Source organism: Pararhodobacter zhoushanensis (assembly GCF_003990445.1).
In the GTDB taxonomy this organism is placed as follows: domain Bacteria; phylum Pseudomonadota; class Alphaproteobacteria; order Rhodobacterales; family Rhodobacteraceae; genus Pararhodobacter; species Pararhodobacter zhoushanensis.
Window position 1 is genome coordinate 329,922 of record NZ_REEZ01000002.1, and the last position, 17,101, is coordinate 347,022.

At 64.0% G+C, this 17,101-nt stretch carries 16 protein-coding genes; 13 read left to right on the top strand and 3 right to left on the bottom strand.

What is annotated here, in order from left to right:
• Window positions 1-40: 40 nt before the first annotated feature.
• Window positions 41-1,021, bottom strand: coding sequence for an NAD-dependent epimerase/dehydratase family protein (locus tag EAE28_RS06290; protein ID WP_127104980.1), 981 nt, complete (start codon window positions 1,019-1,021; stop codon window positions 41-43).
• 184 nt (window positions 1,022-1,205) lie between these two features.
• Between EAE28_RS06290 and EAE28_RS06295 the strand changes: the two genes are divergently transcribed.
• The 5 genes from EAE28_RS06295 to EAE28_RS06315 all read left to right on the top strand — a co-directional run bounded on the left by EAE28_RS06295 (window position 1,206) and on the right by EAE28_RS06315 (window position 5,068).
• A complete protein-coding gene (locus tag EAE28_RS06295) occupies window positions 1,206-1,946 on the top strand; it encodes an ATP-binding cassette domain-containing protein (protein ID WP_127104981.1) in 741 nt (246 codons plus the stop codon).
• Window positions 1,947-1,962: 16 nt separating this feature from the next.
• On the top strand, window positions 1,963-2,955 hold the full coding sequence (locus tag EAE28_RS06300; protein ID WP_127104982.1) for an ABC transporter permease: 993 nt from the start codon (window positions 1,963-1,965) through the stop codon (window positions 2,953-2,955).
• A 44-nt stretch (window positions 2,956-2,999) separates the two neighbouring features.
• On the top strand, window positions 3,000-4,007 hold the full coding sequence (locus EAE28_RS06305; RefSeq protein WP_246022291.1) for a LacI family DNA-binding transcriptional regulator: 1,008 nt from the start codon (window positions 3,000-3,002) through the stop codon (window positions 4,005-4,007).
• Window positions 4,008-4,199: 192 nt separating this feature from the next.
• Entirely contained in the window at window positions 4,200-4,610 is a 411-nt protein-coding gene (locus EAE28_RS06310; protein ID WP_127104983.1) for a LysR family transcriptional regulator, read from the top strand.
• Between the two features lie 89 nt (window positions 4,611-4,699).
• Window positions 4,700-5,068 carry a type 2 periplasmic-binding domain-containing protein gene (locus EAE28_RS06315; protein WP_127104984.1) on the top strand — a complete coding sequence of 123 codons (369 nt, stop codon included), beginning with the start codon at window positions 4,700-4,702 and terminating at the stop codon, window positions 5,066-5,068.
• A 151-nt stretch (window positions 5,069-5,219) separates the two neighbouring features.
• Here EAE28_RS06315 and EAE28_RS06320 read toward each other — a convergent pair whose 3' ends face one another.
• Window positions 5,220-5,660 carry a MarR family winged helix-turn-helix transcriptional regulator gene (locus EAE28_RS06320; RefSeq protein ID WP_127104985.1) on the bottom strand — a complete coding sequence of 147 codons (441 nt, stop codon included), beginning with the start codon at window positions 5,658-5,660 and terminating at the stop codon, window positions 5,220-5,222.
• Window positions 5,661-5,753: 93 nt separating this feature from the next.
• Here EAE28_RS06320 and EAE28_RS06325 point away from each other — a divergent pair, with 93 nt between their 5' ends.
• Complete coding sequence (locus EAE28_RS06325; protein WP_127104986.1) at window positions 5,754-6,923, top strand: MFS transporter; 1,170 nt, start codon at window positions 5,754-5,756, stop codon at window positions 6,921-6,923.
• Between the two features lie 552 nt (window positions 6,924-7,475).
• Here EAE28_RS06325 and EAE28_RS06330 read toward each other — a convergent pair.
• Window positions 7,476-8,228, bottom strand: a complete 753-nt coding sequence (locus tag EAE28_RS06330) for a UTRA domain-containing protein (RefSeq protein WP_127104987.1) — start codon at window positions 8,226-8,228, stop codon at window positions 7,476-7,478.
• Between the two features lie 128 nt (window positions 8,229-8,356).
• On the opposite strand from EAE28_RS06330, the gene EAE28_RS06335 reads away from it, so the two are divergent.
• Genes EAE28_RS06335 through EAE28_RS06365 form a run of 7 tightly spaced genes read left to right on the top strand, consistent with a single transcriptional unit; the run spans window position 8,357 to window position 17,058 of the window.
• Window positions 8,357-9,646 (top strand): M20 family metallopeptidase, encoded by a 1,290-nt coding sequence (locus EAE28_RS06335; RefSeq protein WP_220443898.1) that lies wholly within the window; start codon window positions 8,357-8,359, stop codon window positions 9,644-9,646.
• A 21-nt stretch (window positions 9,647-9,667) separates the two neighbouring features.
• On the top strand, window positions 9,668-11,224 hold the full coding sequence (locus EAE28_RS06340) for an ABC transporter substrate-binding protein (RefSeq protein ID WP_127104988.1): 1,557 nt from the start codon (window positions 9,668-9,670) through the stop codon (window positions 11,222-11,224).
• A 56-nt stretch (window positions 11,225-11,280) separates the two neighbouring features.
• Window positions 11,281-12,228 carry an ABC transporter permease gene (locus EAE28_RS06345; protein WP_127104989.1) on the top strand — a complete coding sequence of 316 codons (948 nt, stop codon included), beginning with the start codon at window positions 11,281-11,283 and terminating at the stop codon, window positions 12,226-12,228.
• Complete coding sequence (locus tag EAE28_RS06350) at window positions 12,221-13,045, top strand: ABC transporter permease (RefSeq protein ID WP_127104990.1); 825 nt, start codon at window positions 12,221-12,223, stop codon at window positions 13,043-13,045. Before EAE28_RS06345 ends, EAE28_RS06350 begins: the two co-directional genes overlap by 8 nt.
• A 10-nt stretch (window positions 13,046-13,055) precedes the next feature.
• Window positions 13,056-14,684 (top strand): dipeptide ABC transporter ATP-binding protein, encoded by a 1,629-nt coding sequence (locus EAE28_RS06355; protein ID WP_127104991.1) that lies wholly within the window; start codon window positions 13,056-13,058, stop codon window positions 14,682-14,684.
• Window positions 14,685-14,702: 18 nt separating this feature from the next.
• A complete protein-coding gene (locus tag EAE28_RS06360; protein ID WP_127104992.1) occupies window positions 14,703-15,941 on the top strand; it encodes a M20 family metallopeptidase in 1,239 nt (412 codons plus the stop codon).
• The gene (locus EAE28_RS06365) at window positions 15,931-17,058 is read left to right on the top strand and encodes a M24 family metallopeptidase (RefSeq protein WP_127104993.1); all 1,128 of its coding nucleotides are present in this window, start codon (window positions 15,931-15,933) and stop codon (window positions 17,056-17,058) included. The genes EAE28_RS06360 and EAE28_RS06365 overlap by 11 nt, the downstream gene beginning before the upstream one ends.
• Window positions 17,059-17,101: the final 43 nt, after the last annotated feature.

The window sequence follows — 17,101 nt, forward strand, 5'->3', positions numbered from 1 at the left end:
TCCCTGTTGAAGACTTGCACCGGCCAGCCGCCTCCCGCGGTCAGCCGGGATACCACACGACACGCGGGTCTTTTGCCGCGCGTTCGTAACTCCATGCCCGCTCGATGAGCGTTTCGAGATCCACCGTTGGTCGCCATCCCAGCCGCAAGCCCGCCTTGGAACAGTCGAGCCAGTTGCTGTGAAACGATGTGGGTATATCGACGGGCCGCGCGCCCGTGCGGCGGCCCATGATCGCGGCGAACTGCCCATAGTCGAGCGGCTCAGCCATCGCGATGTTGAAGGTCTGCCGTGCCGCGGCGGGATGGTCGAGCGCGGTCAGAAGCGCGGAGACAACATCATCCACATGAACGAAGTTGCGCCGCAGGGGCGCGCCGTTCACGTCGCGTATCAACGGCACATGATCGCCCGCGCGCGCCGCCGCCAGCGTCTCGGGTGGCATCAGGTCGGACCACGCAGGCCCGCCAAACTGATCCTCACCAAAGCTCATCGCATAGCGCAGATCGTCCTTTTCCATGATCCACGGCGCCCGCAGGATACAGCCGTCCAGGCCGTACTGATGCCCGTATTGCTCGAGCATCACCTCTTCGATCACCTTGGTCAGCGCGTAGCAGCCCGGATAGGCACGGCGCGGGTCGGTTTCGGTGATCGGCGCGGGATAGTCCTGAAAGATGTGCCCGACCGAGCAGTCGCCGCTCAGCAGGACGAACCGTTTGGCCGTCGGATTGGCCCGAAAAGCTTCGAGCAGCACGAACATGCCCTTGACCGACACGTCGATGGCCAGATCGGGGGATTCCTTGACGGCAGCAAGGTGCAGCACATGGGTCACGCCCGCCATCGCCTCCGCAACGATGGAAGGATCGGCGATGGATCCGCGCACCACACGCAGCCGGTCCACCTGCGACACGCTGCGATTGTGACACAGGGCCACCATCTGCGTTTCCGCATGACGCGGATCCGCAAGCAGCGACGACAGCAGATGCTGCCCCACCTTGCCGGTGGCCCCCGTGATCAGCAGTTTCATGTCCCCTCCCCGGGCATAAGACCGATTCATATTTGCTAATAATATCCTCAATTCATATTTACTAATAATATTAAGTCAAGTACGCCTTTGAGGATGCAGGGGCGGGAGGCCCTGGGCGTACCAAACCCGGCCAGCGCCACTTTTTTGCGCCACACCGGGGATCGACGAGAGGGGGGAAACAGACGTGTCTCGCTTGAAACTGACGGGAATATCAAAGAATTTCGGAGCAATTCAGGCGCTGTCCAGCGTCACGCTCGACGTCGCACCCGGCGAGGTTCTGGGACTGATGGGCGACAACGGCGCAGGAAAATCCACGCTGGTGAAGATCATCGCCGGCAACTTCCGCCCATCCTCGGGCCAGATAATGATCGACGACGCGCCTGTCGTCTTTCACAAGCCGCGCGACGCCCAGACCGGCGGGGTCGAGGTCGTTTACCAGGATCTGGCGCTTTGCAACAATCTGACAGCGGCCTCGAACGTGTTTCTGGGCCGCGAGGCGATGCGCAAGTTCGGGCCGCTCCGGCTGCTGGACTATCCGACGATGAACCGGCGGGCGGGCGAGCTGTTCAAGGTGCTGAAGTCAGAAACCCGTGCCCGCGACGTTGTGCGACGGATGTCCGGCGGGCAGCGGCAGGCTGTCGCCATTGCGCGCACCCTGCTCTCCGAACCCAAGATCGTGCTGATGGACGAACCGACTGCGGCGATCTCGGTCCGGCAGGTGGCCGAAGTTCTCGACCTGATCCGACGCCTGCGTGACCGCGGCATCAGCGTGATCCTGATCAGCCACCGGATGCCCGATGTCTTCGGCGTCGCCGACCGGATCGCCGTATTGCGGCGCGGAGAACTGGTTGCAAGCAAAGCAACCGCAACCTCGTCACCCGAAGAAGTCACCGGACTGATCACCGGCGCCATTGAGACCGCGTGAGGCAGGGAGAGATCACATGACGACACTCGACGACATCATCGGCCGGTCTGAGCACAAGAGCGCCGCCAACCGCATCACCTCGGTCCCCGTCTTCTGGGTCATCCTTGCCGCCATCGCCGCCTGCGTGGCGTTGACGCTGCTGACCGATACCTTCGCCACCCAGCGCAACGTTTTCAATGTGATGCGCAACTTTACCTTTGTTGCGATCATCGCGATTGGCATGACCGTTGTCATTGCCTCCGGGGGCATCGACCTGTCGGTCGGCTCGACCGTGGTGCTGACGGCCATGGTTCTCAGCGTGCTGATGACCGCAGGCTGGAGCTTTCCGGCGGCGGCCTTCGTCGCCCTGCTCGCGGCGCTGGCGGTCGGTGCGTTCAATGGTGTGCTGATCGCCTATGCCGGTATGCCGCCCTTTGTGGTGACACTCGGAACGTTGTCCGGCGCGCGGTCGCTGGCGATGGTGCTGTCGAACAACCAGATGATCTACGAATTCGGCCCCGATCAATCCCTGCTGCTGTGGCTGGGCGGCGGCTCGAGTCTGGGCATCCCGCATCCAACCTTTGTGCTTGCAGGCCTGATGGTCGCGATGGCGCTGATCCTGCGATGGACGCGCTGGGGGCAGTATGTCTTTGCCATTGGCGGCAACGAACAGGCGGCCATTCTCAACGGGATATCGGTCAAGTTTCAGAAGGTGACGATCTACATGTTCGCGGCCTTCACCGCGGGATTGACCGGCATCCTGATGACCGGCTGGCTGGGATCGGTCACCACCAACCTTGGCCAGTCGATGGAATTGGCCGTGATCGCAGCGGCGGTCATCGGTGGCGCCAACCTTGCCGGCGGCGAGGGAACAGCCGTCGGAGCCGTGGTCGGAGCCTTCCTGATCGAGGTAATCCGCAACTCCCTTATCCTGCTCGGCATCTCGACATTCTGGCAGGGCATGTTCATAGGAACCTTCATAATCGTCGCCGTTGCATTCGACAGGTTCAGAAACCGGAGAAGCGCCTGAACGTGGCGACGATGACGAAAGGATCAGGAAGCGGAAGTTCTGACATGAAGTTGCCGAAGCCGACGATGATGGATGTTGCCGCCAAGGCTGGCGTGTCGCAAGCGACGGTCTCGCTGATCCTGAACGGCAGCCCGGGCGCTCGCTTCAGCGAGGAAACCCGCCTGAAAGTCCGCGAAGCGGCGCAGGCCCTAGGCTATCGCCTGACGCAGCGCGGCCCGGTGCAAATGACCTCGGCGGCCAATCTCATCGTCTTTGTGGTCGATGAACTGACCAGCGATCCATGGATGGCCCTTGCGTTCGAGGGTGCGCGCGAGCGTGCGCTTGAACGTGGGGTGTCGATGTCCCTCGCCGTCTGCCGCAACGCCAATGTCATCGACGACGATCTGGTGCGCCAATACAGCCAGATTCCCGTCGTCGGCTTCATCTATGGCACCATGCTCACCCGCGAGATTTCGTCGCAGGCCGTTTTCCCGCAGGCACCGACGGTCCTGCTGAATTGCTATGACGCGAAACGGCGGCTTCCGTCGGTGATGCCCGGCGATCTCGAGGGCGGACGCACAGCGACACAACAGCTGATTGATTCCGGGCGCAAACGGATCGGCTTCATCAACGGCCAGGAAGGAATTGACGCGTCCAGCGACCGGCTGCGCGGCTACCGGCAGGCGCTGGCAAGCAATGACATCAGCTTCGACCCCGCGCTTGTCTATAACGGCTCGTGGGAACCGCCATCGGGGTATGACGGCACGCGGGCGTTCCTCGCGCTCGACACACCGCCCGATGCGATCTTCTGCGCCAACGACATGATGGCTGCCGGGTGCTACGACGCGCTGAAAGAGGCCGGACTGCGGATACCGCAGGACATGGCCGTGATCGGGTTCGATAACCGCGAGATCGCCCAGTTCATGCGCCCGCCCCTCACCTCGCTCATCCTGCCCCATTACGAGATGGGCGCCACGGCGGCGGATCAGATCCTCGACATCGCAGCCGGCCTCACGCCACGGCACAACCAGATCAAGGTCGAATGCGAACTGATCGAGCGCGAGTCGATCTGAGCAGGCCACGACACGCGGCCGCGGCAAAAAAAGGCGGTGGGCAACTAAGCTTTCCAGTCGCGCAGCCACATGCTGTCTCGGTTCAGTCATGCCAAAATGCTGGCGACAGCGCGTGCGCGCGCAAGGCTGTGAAGCGGAGACGCCCGGCAATCTGTGCATGCATTCCTTGATTCAGGTCTGCTAACCTCAGCCATGAAATCCGACACCCCTGTACGAGTACCCTTGCGCTCGTTGCGGTATCTTGAGCCCTCGGTCAGGCTCGGTTCGATTGATCTGGCCGCGCAGGAACTGAATGTCACGCCGAGCGCGGTCAGCCAGCAGATCAAGCGCATCGAAGACAGCCTGAGCAATGCGCTGTCAGAAACGTTCGCGCTGGTTGAAGCCGGGGTGCGACAGGCGATGACCGACGGGGGCGCGCAATCGGTCAAGATCCGGCTGTATCAGACCTGGCCGAACCGTTGTCTGGTGCCGCGGCTGGAAAGCTTCACACGCACCCATCCGATGTCGCGGTCGAGACTGAGACCGGCATCGAGGCCGTGGATTTCAGCCGCACAGACGCGGATCTGGCTTTGTCCGTGCAGGCGGCGCCAACGCGAAAGCTGAGGCGCAGACAAATCATGACGCCGCGCCTGACGCCGGTGTGCGCCCCGATCCTTGCGGCGCGTATGTCGTAACCCGAAGATCTGGCGCAGGTGGCCCGCATCGCCTCGCGCAACCGGATGCCGGATTGGCAGCAATGGCTGGATGCTGCGGGCGATCCCCAGATTGATCAGCGGCCGATGCTGGCGCTCTCGAACTCGACGCTGGTGTACGAATCCGCGCTGTCTGGGCCTGGCGTCGCCATCGCGCAGGTCGAGTTGGCGCTGAACGATCTGGTAAGCGGGCGGCTGGTCCATGCCATAGATAACAGGGATCAGCAGCGACAGTCAGGCAGCGCCACCAAGTGCGGGCAGAATGCCGACGATCGGTCCATGACACGCGCCGAACAGCAGATAGAATATCGCGGTCGCGCTGAACAACCCCACGAATGCGGCGACCATAGCTCCCCCCTGTGTCATTGACAAAAACCCTAGCGCACGAGGGGGTGGCAAGCGCGTTTTGAAAGCAGTACATCAGACCCTCTTCGCGGCAACGCGAGGGGTCAATGTTAGACGCCGATTGATAGCCCGCGCGCAGGCTGGCCAAAGCCGCACTTCGGGGACGGTTCCAGACCTATGCGCTGGTCAACATCTTGTTGAGGATGGCAACGAGGGTCGCCGTCTCTTCCTCCGACAGCATCGCTGTGGCTTCGTCCTGACTGCCTGCCATGGCCCGCTTGAGGGTCTCGAAGCGGACGCTGCCCTGAGGCGTTATCGTCACGATCTTCCTGCGTGCATCGCCTGCGTCGGCAGATCGTTCGACATCCCCCCTCCCCTCGAGAGCCGTGACGACGGTTGCGATGTCCTTGCGGTCGAGGCCGGTGCGCCGACACAGTTCCGCCTGGCTTATGGATCCTTCGCCAACGAGGGTCGCCATCACCGCGAAGTCGAAATGCGTGGCCCCTTGAAGCATCAGCGCGGCCCGGCTGATTGCGGAGCCGCGCGTTCCCGCAAGCGCCAGAAGGCGCGTGGGCAGCGATTTCAGGTAGGGGGTCGTCTGTTCGAACTCGGACATTGACAGCCTCGCATTTGTTGGCTTAACCAACAATATATGTTGGTCTTACCAACTAACTGATTCAACCACTCTGCGCAATCTCCGGAGCCTGACATGGCCATTAAATTCACGTCAACGACAGTTGCCCTGCTCATGGCTGCCTGTTTGACGATCCTGTCCAATGCGACAATCAGCCCTGCCCTTCCGCAGATCGCCATAGCCTTTGACACCAACCCGAACGCCCAGCTTCTGACGCGCCTGCTGGTCACGGCACCGGCCCTTCTGGTCGCCATGCTCTCTCCTCTGGCTGGCATTCTCGTCGACAGGATCGCGCGTAAGCCCGTGCTGCTGATCGGCACGGCGATCTTCGGCGTCGCGGGGACGGCCGGGCTCTACCTGCCAAGCCTCGAGGCCATCTTCGTCAGTCGGCTCTTCCTCGGGGCGGGCGTGGCCTTTGCGATGACAGCCCAATCGGCGCTTATCGGTGACCTTTTTGCCGGTCCCGACCGGGGGACTTTCCTCGGTTACCAGATAGCCGCGACGAATTTCGGCGGCTTTCTGGCGATAACGCTGGCGGGACTGCTCGCGGCGATTTCGTTCCGCTACCCCTTTGCAATCTACGGTATGGCGCTGATAATGCTGCCGTATTTCTGGCAGGCCTTCGACAACGCCCGCCCCACGCGCGCGCAGGACGGGACCGTCGCGGTCAACGGATCGGGAGCATGGGGAGTGCCCCTGCTCGGACTGTGCCTTGTCGCCTTTTTGTCGATCTCTGCATTCTATGTGATGCCAACCCAGTTTCCCTTTTACCTGCAAGAGGTCGTCGGCGTCCCCCCTTCGACGGTCGGGTTCCTGCTCGGCCTTCTGACGCTTGCCGGGGGCATCGCGGCGCTGGCATCCGGCGGGTGGCGCAAGCGCGCCGGGCACCTTTGGTCATTGGTTGCAGGTCAGGCGATCCTGGCCTTTGGATTTGTCATCATCGCGGCGAACCAGGCGTTGCCGTTCCAGTTCATCGGCGCGGCTTTCATCGGCGCCGGGTTTGCGGCGGTAATCCCGTCGATCATGGCCTGGATGTTCGATGTGGTGCCGTCGTCCCGGCGCGGCATCGCCTCGGGCATTATGACAACCGCGCTCTTTCTGGGGCAATTCGCGTCGCCCTTCTTCTCGCAACCGATCATCGAAGGGGGGAATTTCCGCATCCTGTTCTGGTCGGTTGCGGCGCTCTTTGGCATGACCGCGATTTTCCTTGTCGCCAAGTCCCTTCTCAGCGGATCGACAAAGTGACGCTAAAAAAGCCGTCGGAAAAGCTGACAGGACAGGATACCGAAGCACTCCAGAAAATGTGGCGAGAGCGGTGTCGGAATTCTGGAAACACAGACGGGATGGCGGTAGTCGTCCCTTTGTGCCATGAGCTTTCGGTTCTCATTCTCGTCATTCAGCGTTGTTGCAAACCAACACTGTGCGGGGCCGATCATTGATGATCCGCAATGATCGTCTGCACGGCAGCTGTCAGCGACATCCTGTCGGCCCCCTTAAGCCCCAGCCTCGCAATACCGAACGACAGTTGAGCCTAGCTACCGCCCTTACCTTCTGCGGCTGCCGCTTCAGGTTTTCCACTGTCTCCCGGGTCTCGGACAACTGCTAATGCCGCCTCAACCTTTCTTCGTGCGGTTACGGGAAGTTCCTCTCCTGACCGTCATGCAGTGCCGGGTCTTGGAAGTATTTGATGCGTAGCGGCGACGCAGGCGAGGCCCTGCAATGCGCTGGCCCCGCTGGACGCCGATCCGAAACGCACCGAACAGGCGATCGTCGGGGCTTTCGCGCAAATACCGGGTGTTATTGAATCTCATTGATATAGACGTCATCGCGGGTGCAAGCGCGGTGGTCGTTCAACAGGATCGGCTGTGCCTGCTCGTCATAGGCGACTTCGGACAGCACCAGCACGGCGGCTGGCGCGGACAGGCCGAGAAGTGCCACATCGGTCTCGTTGGCGAGTTCCGCCTCGATCTGCTCGCGGATCGCCGAGATCTTGAGACCGTAATCCGACCACAGGCAGAGATACATGAGCTCGGGCACCTCGTCGGCCTCGGTCGGGAAATCCGGCACCAGATGCATCGGCAGGATCACCGTCTCGTGCATCACCGGCCGCCCGCCGACGAGGCGCAGGCGGTGGATCTGGTGTATCATCATCGGCTCGGGCAGCGCGAGGCGCTCGGTCTCGGCGGGTGTCGAAAGGCGCTGGCATATGCTCAGGACGCGGGCCTTCGAGTTCTGCAGCTCGCCGCCCCGTGAATGCAGGCGGAAGTAATTATAGACGATTCGCAGCGAATGGCGCGGCGTGCGGCCGGTGACGACGGTGCCGGTCTTGCGGCGACGCGACAAGGCACCGCCGGCAGTCAATTCCCCCAGAGCGCGGCGGATCGTCCCGACCGAGACGCGGAATTCCTGGGCAAGTGCCGTTTCGGAAGGCAGCACGGTACCCGCCGGCCAGGCGCCGGACTCGATTCTGGCGGTCAACTGCTCAGCAATTGCCCTATAAATAGGCATGCCGAGTGGAATATTGATTGAAATTTGACCACTCCAACGCATTCAGGCCGCAAGCGGGCGCCGTTACCAAGACCTTCGCTGATTCAGCATTGACGTCAAGCCCGGCCCTGCGCTTATTTCTATATAGTTTACAGATAAGGACGCCAAGTGACCGAGCACGAGGCCTCGCAATGACCGGAACCGAACTGCGCCGCGCCGCCATGGCGATGATCGACGCCGAGCTGGACCACGCCGTGGCGGACCTGTCGCGGATGGTGGCTGTCGACACGACCTTTCCACCCGGCGCCGGCTATGCCGATTTCGCCGCGCTGATGGAAGGGTTGCTAGCGGACCTGCCGATGACCACCGCGCGCGTCTCGGTCCCCGAGGAGCTGTGGCGCGTCGCCCGAGGCCCGGCACGGGGCGAGCGGGTCAACTTGATCGCTGACACCGCGGGCTCCGGCCCGGTCTGCAGCCTCTATTTCCACGTCGACACGGTCTGCGCGGCCTTGGGCTGGACGACCGATCCCTTCACCCTGACCGAGACCGATGGCAAATTGGTCGGGTTGGGGGCTGCGGACATGAAAGGCGCGGTCGCGGCGGCGGTCCATGCCCTGCGCGTGGCGCAAAAGCTGGATGTGCCGCTGACTTATCGCCCGCAACTGTTGCTGTGCACCGATGAGGAAGGCGGTCTCTATCCCGGCATCCGCTATCTGGCGGAACAGGGGCTGATCGGCGGGCATCTTCTGAATTTCAACGGCTCGGCCGGGCCGCGCATCTGGGGCGGTTGCTTTGGCAGCTTCAACCTGCAGGTCACCGTGACCGGCTTCGCCGCCCATGCCGCCGACCGCTCAAAGCAGGGTGTCAACGCGATCGAGGCCGCCTTGCCGATGATGCAGGCCATTCAGGTCCTGCGCCCCGTGGTCACGACCCGCACCTCTGCCCTGCCCGTGCCGCCGGGCGCGGCACCGCTGGCCGCGCAGATCGCCGTCACCGTGGCCGAAGGCGGGACCTGCGGTGGACAGGTGCCGGACCGCTTCACTTTCCTTGTGTCGCGGCGCTATGCGCCCGAGGAGGATTTCGCCACTGCCCGCGCCGAGATCGAGGCCGTGATCCGCGCCGCCTGCCCTGCCGGCGCGACGCTGGAATTCGACCTTATCGGCCATCTGATCCCGACCGCCGACCCCGAGGGCCCGCATACCGCCCGCTGGATCCGTGCCGTACAGGAGGGCTTCGGCTATGCCCCGGGTGACTTCGTCAAGTACGCCGCCGCCAGCGCGTCCGATTCCGGCTACGTGCAGCGCGCCGGCGTCTTGCAGGAGATCAACCTCGGCGGTCTGATCCGCCCGGAATCGAATGCGCATGGCGCACAAGAACATACCACGCGCGCCGATCTGGCCGCCTTGGCGAAGACGATCCTCAGCTATCTGGCGTCGGATTTCGCCCCTGAGCTGAACCCTGACCTCAATCCCGACCGCTAAATCCCCAACAGGAGTCCCCCGATGTCCCTTAATCGCCGTGCCTTCCTTTCCAGCAGCGTTGCGCTTGCCGCGCTGGCGACCGTCCTGCCCCGCGCCGTTATGGCGCAGGCCACCCCCGAGGCAGGCGGCACGCTGCGCGTCGCGGTCGATCAGGCCGTGAGCGTCCTCCACCCGCTGATGACCCGCGTGAACCCCGAATACATGGCGGCCGAGCTTTTGTATTCAGGCCTGACCAGACTGGGCCGCGACATGCAGGCCGAGGCCGACCTCGCCACCGAATGGAGCGCCAACGACGACCTGACCGTCTGGACCTTCTCGCTGCGTCCGGGCGTGACCTTCCACGATGGCGCGAGCTGCACTGCCGCTGATGTCGTGGCCTCGTTCGAAGCTATCCTGAACCCCGACTTCGCCTCGCCCGCCCGCAACAACGTGGGCCCGATCGACTCGATCGAAGCGGTCGACGACGTGACCGTCCGCTTCACGCTGACCTCATCCTATGCCGACCTTCCGGTGGCGCTGGCCTATAACAACGCTCGCATCATCCCGGCCTCGGTCATCGACGGCTCGTTCGAGAGCCTGCGCTCGGAAGCCAATGGCACCGGCCCGTTCAAACTGGTGTCCTACGAGCCTGACCGCCTGATCGTCGTCGAGAAGAACCCCGACTACTACGACCCGGCGCGCCCCTACCTCGACCGGATCGAAATGCATGTGTTCCCGGATCTGGGCGCGCAGGTCTCGTCGCTGATGGCCGGTGACATCGACATGATCGCCACCGTCGGGCCGAACGACTACCTGCGTCTGGAAGGTCAGGACGGCATCGACGTGCTGCGCTCGGCCTCGGGCCAGTTCTGCAACGTGAACTTCGGCACCGACATCGAGCCGTTCAACGACCCGCGCGTGCGCCGCGCGCTGGCGCTGACCGTGGACCGCGAGGCCATGGTCGGCTTCATGACCGAGGGCTTCGGCGTAAAGGGCAACGACACGCCGCTGAACGAATCCTATCCGTTCTTCGAGGCCCTGCCCCAGCGCGAACAGAATATCGAAGAAGCGCGCGCCCTGCTGGCCGAGGCCGGCTTCCCCGATGGGTTCGAGGCCGAGCTGATCGCATCCGACCGTCCGGCGATCCGCGTGCAGCTGGCTGTTGCCCTGCGCGAAATGGCCCGTGCCGCCGGGATTACCATCAACGTCACGACCATGCCCCACGCCACCTATCTGGATCAGGTCTGGACCAAGGGCGCCTTCTACGTGGGCTTTTACAACATGCAGCCGACGCCGGACGGCATCCTGAAGCTGCTGTTCACCTCGGACGCCGCCTGGAACGAGACGCGCTGGAACAACACCGTGTTCGACGATCTGGTCGCCCGCGCCCGCGGCACCGTTGAGCCCGCCGCCCGTACCGAGCTCTATACGCAGGCTCAGGTGCTGATGAACGACGAGGTGCCGTCGATCATCCCGGCGTTCTTCGACGTGCTGGGCGCGAAACGCAGCTGGATGCAGGGCTATGACATCCACCCGCGCGCCTCGGTGTTCCGTCTGGACCACGCCTGGCTCGAAGCCTCCGCGCCCACCCGGGGCTGATCCACTGACAGAGGGCCTGTCCCCTTGCGGGGCAGGCCAAGCCACAGGGAATTTCCGTGTCAGCGAGCTATATCCTCAAGCGTATCGCCCTGATCTTCTATACGCTGTTCGTCGTCTCGATCCTCGTGTTCGGCATCACCCAGATCCTGCCGGCCGATGCGGCGGTGATGATGTTGGGCGAGAACGCCACGCAGGGTGCGCTGGCGGCGCTGCGCGATCAGATGGGCCTCAACGATCCGATCTGGTTGCAATATCTGCACTGGGCCGGCGGCGTCGTGCAGGGAGATTTCGGCACCTCGCTGCGCACCGGCCAGACGGTCGGACCTGCGCTGTTCTCGGCGCTGGGAACCTCGCTGACGCTTGCTGTCCTCGCGCTGGCGCTGATGCTGATACTGGCCGTGCCGATGGGCATCCTTGCGGCTGTGCGTCGGGGCAAGCTGTCGGATCTGGTCGTAGGCTTCCTTTCGTATATTGGCGTGTCGCTGCCGGAATTCGTCACCGCTACGCTGGCCGTGGTGCTGGTCGCGGATCTCTGGGGCCTGCTGCCTCCCGCCGGCTACATCCCGCTGTCCGAGGATTTCTGGGGCGGGATGCAGCGGCTGATCCTGCCGGTCTGCGTAGCCTCGGTGATGATGATCGCCCATGTCTCGCGCATGGTGCGCTCGGAACTCGTGGACGTGATGCACACCGATTACATCCGCGCCGCGCGCCTCAAGGGTCTGACGCGGCGCCGGGTGCTGTTCCGCCACGGCCTGCGCAATGCCCTGCTGCCGACGATCACCATCGTCGCGCTGGATGTGGGGTATCTTCTGGGCGGGATCATCGTCGTCGAGGAGATCTTCTCGATCCCCGGCATCGGCCGTTCGCTCATGTCGGCCATTCAGGCGCGTGACCTGCCGGTTATTCAGGCCGGCGTGATGATTATGGCGGCCACCTATTCCATCGTGAACTTCGCCGCCGACCTCATGTATGCGTGGCTCGACAAGAGGATCCAGTATGACTGATTTTCTGGGCCGCCTGTTGCGGAGCCCTCAGGGAGCACTGGGTTGCCTCGTCGTCGGGTTGATCCTGATCGCGGTGATCTTCGGCCCCTACCTTACCCATTACGGGCCCGAGCACATGTCCCCGCTCGCCCGCTACAAGAGCCCCTCGGCCGAGCATTGGCTGGGCACCGACCAATACGGCCGCGACATCTTCAGCAGGCTTCTGGACGGCGCGCGCTCGACGGTGCTGCTGGCCGTGGTTGCCACCGTGATCGGCACACTCGGCGGGGCGATCATCGGCACGGGGTCCGCCTATCTGGGCGGGCGCGCGGATGAATTCATCATGCGCACCAACGACGCGGTGATGGCGATCCCCTCGCTGTTGATGGCTTTGATGGTGGTGTCGCTGCTGGGGTCGAACTCGCTCAACGCGCTTCTGGCCATCGCCATCGCCTTCATGCCGTCGATGGCCCGCATCTCGCGCTCGGTCGCGCTGACGGTACGCAAGCAGGACTACGTCAGTGCCGCCATCGCACGCGGTGAAGGCGCCACCTATATCGTCCTGCGCGAGATGCTGCCCAATGTGATCGCGCCCATCGTCGTCGAGATGACGATCCGCGTATCCTTTGCGGTGATGCTGTTCGCGACCCTGTCCTTCCTTGGTCTCGGCGCGCAGCCACCGGCGACGGACTGGGGGCTCATGGTGTCCGAGGCACGGCAGTATCTGCACCGGTCCTATTGGATCCTGCTGTGGCCGAGCGCCGCCATCGCGCTGACCGCCATTGGCTTCAACCTTCTGGGCGACGGGCTGCGCGACGCCCTGAACCCCCGCACCTGAGGACCGGACCATGGTGAAAACGAACACGGTTCTTCAGGTCGAAAACTATTCGCTGGCCTATGACGTCAAGGGCGGCGCGGTGCAGGTGCTGAACGGCATCGATCTGATGATCCGTCGGGGCGAGATCCTCGGGCTGGTCGGCGAAAGCGGCTCGGGCAAGTCGAGCATGGCCAGCGCCATCATGCGCCATCTTGCCGGTAATGCGCGCGAGAACGACGGGAGCATCTGGCTGGGCGAAACCGACCTGCGCACGCAGTCCGAACACCAGATGTCCGCGATCCGTGGCCGCCGCGTGTCGATGGTGTTTCAGGATCCGGCGACCTCGCTGAACCCGACCCTGCGTCTGGGCGAGCAGCTGGCCGAGGTGCTGATCCGCCACCAGAACTTGACCATGGCGCAGGCCTGGGCCGAGGGCGAGGCGCGGCTTGCGCATGTGGGCCTGAAGACCCCGCGCGAGATGATGCAGCGGATGCCGCATGAGGTTTCCGGCGGCGAGAAGCAGCGCGTGGTCATCGCCACCGCCTTTGCCTGCAACCCCGAACTGATCATCTTCGACGAACCGACGACTGCGCTGGATGTGATCACCGCGCGCCAGATCCTCGACCTGTTCGCGGCGCTGCAGCAGGAGACGGGCGTGGCGTCGCTGTATATCTCGCACGACCTCGCGCTTCTGTCGCAGACCGCCGACCGGGTGGCCGTGCTGCAAAAGGGCATGATCGTCGAGGAAGGCGAGACCGGCACCCTGTTCCGCGCGCCCCAGCATGCCTACACCCAGACGCTGATCGCCGCCGCGCCGCAGCCCGAACGCCGTCTGGTGCAACCGCTGGACCGCGCCGCGAAGCCGCTCGTGTCGGTGCGCGACGTGACGGTGAATTACGGTCGAAAATCGCTGCTCGACAGCCTCCTGCGGCGCGATTTCGCGCCTGTGGTCGGCAGCCGCGCGGTGACGCTCGACCTGCGCCCCGGCGAGGTTCTGGGCATCGTCGGTGAAAGCGGCTCGGGCAAATCGACGCTGGCCAAGGCGATGACCGGGCTCAACCGCTTCGAAGGGTTGATCGAGTTCGACGGCAAGCCTGTGCGGGGCCTGTCGGATATGGACGCCAACTATCGCCGCGACGTGCAGATCATCTTCCAGCACCCCGACGCCTCGCTGAACCCGCGGCAGCGGATTTCGGAAATCCTCGCCCGGCCGGTCAAGCTGTATGGCAAGGGCGACGGTTCAGTGCGCGAGCGGATCGTGGCGATGCTGGAACGCGTGCGCCTGCCCGCCAGCTATATCGACCGCTACCCGCACGAGCTGTCGGGCGGCGAGAAGCAGCGCATCGCCATCGCCCGCGCCTTCCTGTCAAACCCGCGTCTGGTGATCTGCGACGAGATCACCTCGGCGCTGGATGTCTCGGTGCAGGCCTCGGTGATCGAGCTTCTGATGGAGCTGCATCGCGACACCGGCGCCGCCTATGTCTTCATCACCCATGACATCAACCTCGTGCGGCAGATCGCGCACCGCATCGCCGTGATGTACCGCGGCGATCTGGTCGAGATCGCCGATGCCGAACGCATCGCCGACGCCGACCGTGCCCCCTACACGCGCAAGCTGCTGGAGGCGGTCACGCCCCCTGCCTCGACGCATAGCGCCTGACTTCAAGGACTTATTTCGATGGACCTCAACTCCCTGCTCGACACTGTCGATGCGAAAGCCGCCCTCGACTTCGTGTCGATGATGGTCCGGCACAAGACCTATTCCGAAACCGAGGGCGAAACCGTTCTGGTCCGCCGGATGGTGCAGGAAATGGGTGCGATTGGCATCGACGCCCATGTCCACGGCTTCGGTGACAAGGGCCGCGCGAACGCGATCGGCACGCTGAAGGGCACCGGCGGGGGCGCGAGCCTGATGTACAACGGCCATCTCGATACCAACCCGGTAACCGAGGGCTGGACGGTGGACCCGTGGGGCGGGCTGGTGGATGACAGTTTCATCTACGGGATCGGCGTGTCGAACATGAAATCGTCGAACGCGGCGTTCTTCTGCGCGATCAAGGCCTTGCAGGACGCGGGCGTGAAGCTGAAGGGCGACGTGGTCCTGACCTATGTGGTGGGCGAGCTACAGGGCGGCGTCGGCACCGAGGCGCTGATGCACGACGGCTACCGTGCCGACTACTTCATCAATGGCGAGCCCAGTGATCTCGTTGCCGTGACGATGCACGCCGCCGCGCTGAAATTCCAGATCGAGCTGACCGGCGACACCCGCCATCTGTCGAAGCGTGAGGAAGCCGTGGATGCGCTGGTCGCAGGCTGCGATCTGGTCGGGCGCCTCAATGCCATGACCTTCTCGGGCGCGGCGACGCCAGAACATGCCTCCGTCAACCGCTGCCATGTCGGCGTGATCAAGGCGGCGCTGGGTCGCGAGCTTGAGGAATGGCGCCCTCCGCAGGTCGCGGATTTCTGCGTGCTCAAGGGCTCGTCGCGCTATGCACCGGGCCAGACGCGCGACGGCGTTCTGGCCGATATGGAAGTCGAGCTGACGGCCCTGCGCGCCCGCTATCCGGGGCTGCAGACGAAGCTCATCTCGATGGACACGATGGAGGAGAAGGGCCTGTCGCTGATGCCGCCCTATGAGGTCCGCCGCGACAGCCCGATCGTCACCGCGATCAACGCCGCCTACCGTCAGGTGCGCGGCGAGGAGCAGCCGACCGGTGCCATCACCCCCACCCGCTTTTACGGCTCGGACGCCGGGCACCTCTATGAACTGGGCGGGATGGAAGGCATCGTCTGCGGCAGCGGCGGGCGTTACAACACCATGCCCGACGAGCGCGTGGACATCGTCGATTACCTCGACCTGATCAAGGTTTACATGCTGACAATCATCGCCATCTGCGGCATGGACGATGGCGTCTGAGATCCCGGCCGAATACCGCTGGCGGGTCGACAAGGCCCGCGCCGTCATGGCCGGGGCGGGCTGCGACTTGCTGCTGCTCGACAGCGGCGAGGCTCTGGCCTGGCTGTCTGGCTACAGCGTGTCGGAAACCATGTACCGGGCCGTGTTCCTGCCGCGCGAAGGCGAGCCGTGGTTCGTACTGCGCCATCTCGATGCCGAGCCCTGCCGTCAGGGCGGCTGGATCGCGGATATCGTGGGCTACCCGGACAGCCACGAACCTGAGCGGGTGATGGCCGAACAGATCGCGCAGCGGGGTTTCGGCGCGGGTCGGGTCGGTGTTGATTTCAACTCGATCAGCTGGAGTCCGGCGCGACAGGCGACGATCGCGGCCCTGTTGCCGGACCTCACGTTCGTCAACCTCGAAGGGGTGACCGAATCCCTGCGCTGGGTGAAGTCGGCTCATGAGATCGGCAAGCTGGCCGAAGCCTCGGCCATTGCCGACCGCGCTCTGGCAGAGATCGCTGCCAAGGCCCTGCCCGGCCTCACCACGAACGAAGCCGCCATCACGGCAGCCGCCTGTTTCCTGCGCCACGGCGCGGATACTGGCGAGACGGGGCCGATCGTTCTGGGTCGCGGAAATCACGAATTCCTGCACGGCCTGTTCCGCCCTCACACTCTGGCGACGGGCGACGTGCTGCATGTCGAACTCATCCCCTATGTCGGCCGCTATGGCGCGCGGATCATGCGGCCGATCGTCATCGGTACGCCGTCGCCTCGGCAGCAGGAGGTTGCGCAGGCCCTGATTGCCCTGCAGGACGAACAGATCGCTGCCATGCGACCCGGCGCGATCGCCTCAGACGTGGACCGCATCGTGCGGAACGGCGCGCTGAAGGCTGGACTGCGCGGCGAGTACACCAACGTCACCGCCTACACGCTGGGCCTGTACATACGCACCCCGCGCAGCAGCGATTTCTCGCGCGTGTTCCTTCCGGACCAACATTGGGCGCTGGAGGAAAACATGGTGTTCCATGTCTACACAACGGCCGAGGGGCTTGGGTTTTCCGAAACCGTGGTCGTCACGCCCGCCGGCGGGCGGCGTCTGACACAAACCCCGCGCCGGATTCTGACAGCGGGCTGAGGATCGAGGGCCGCGGATTTCCGGGGCCGTCGAACGCCTCTGC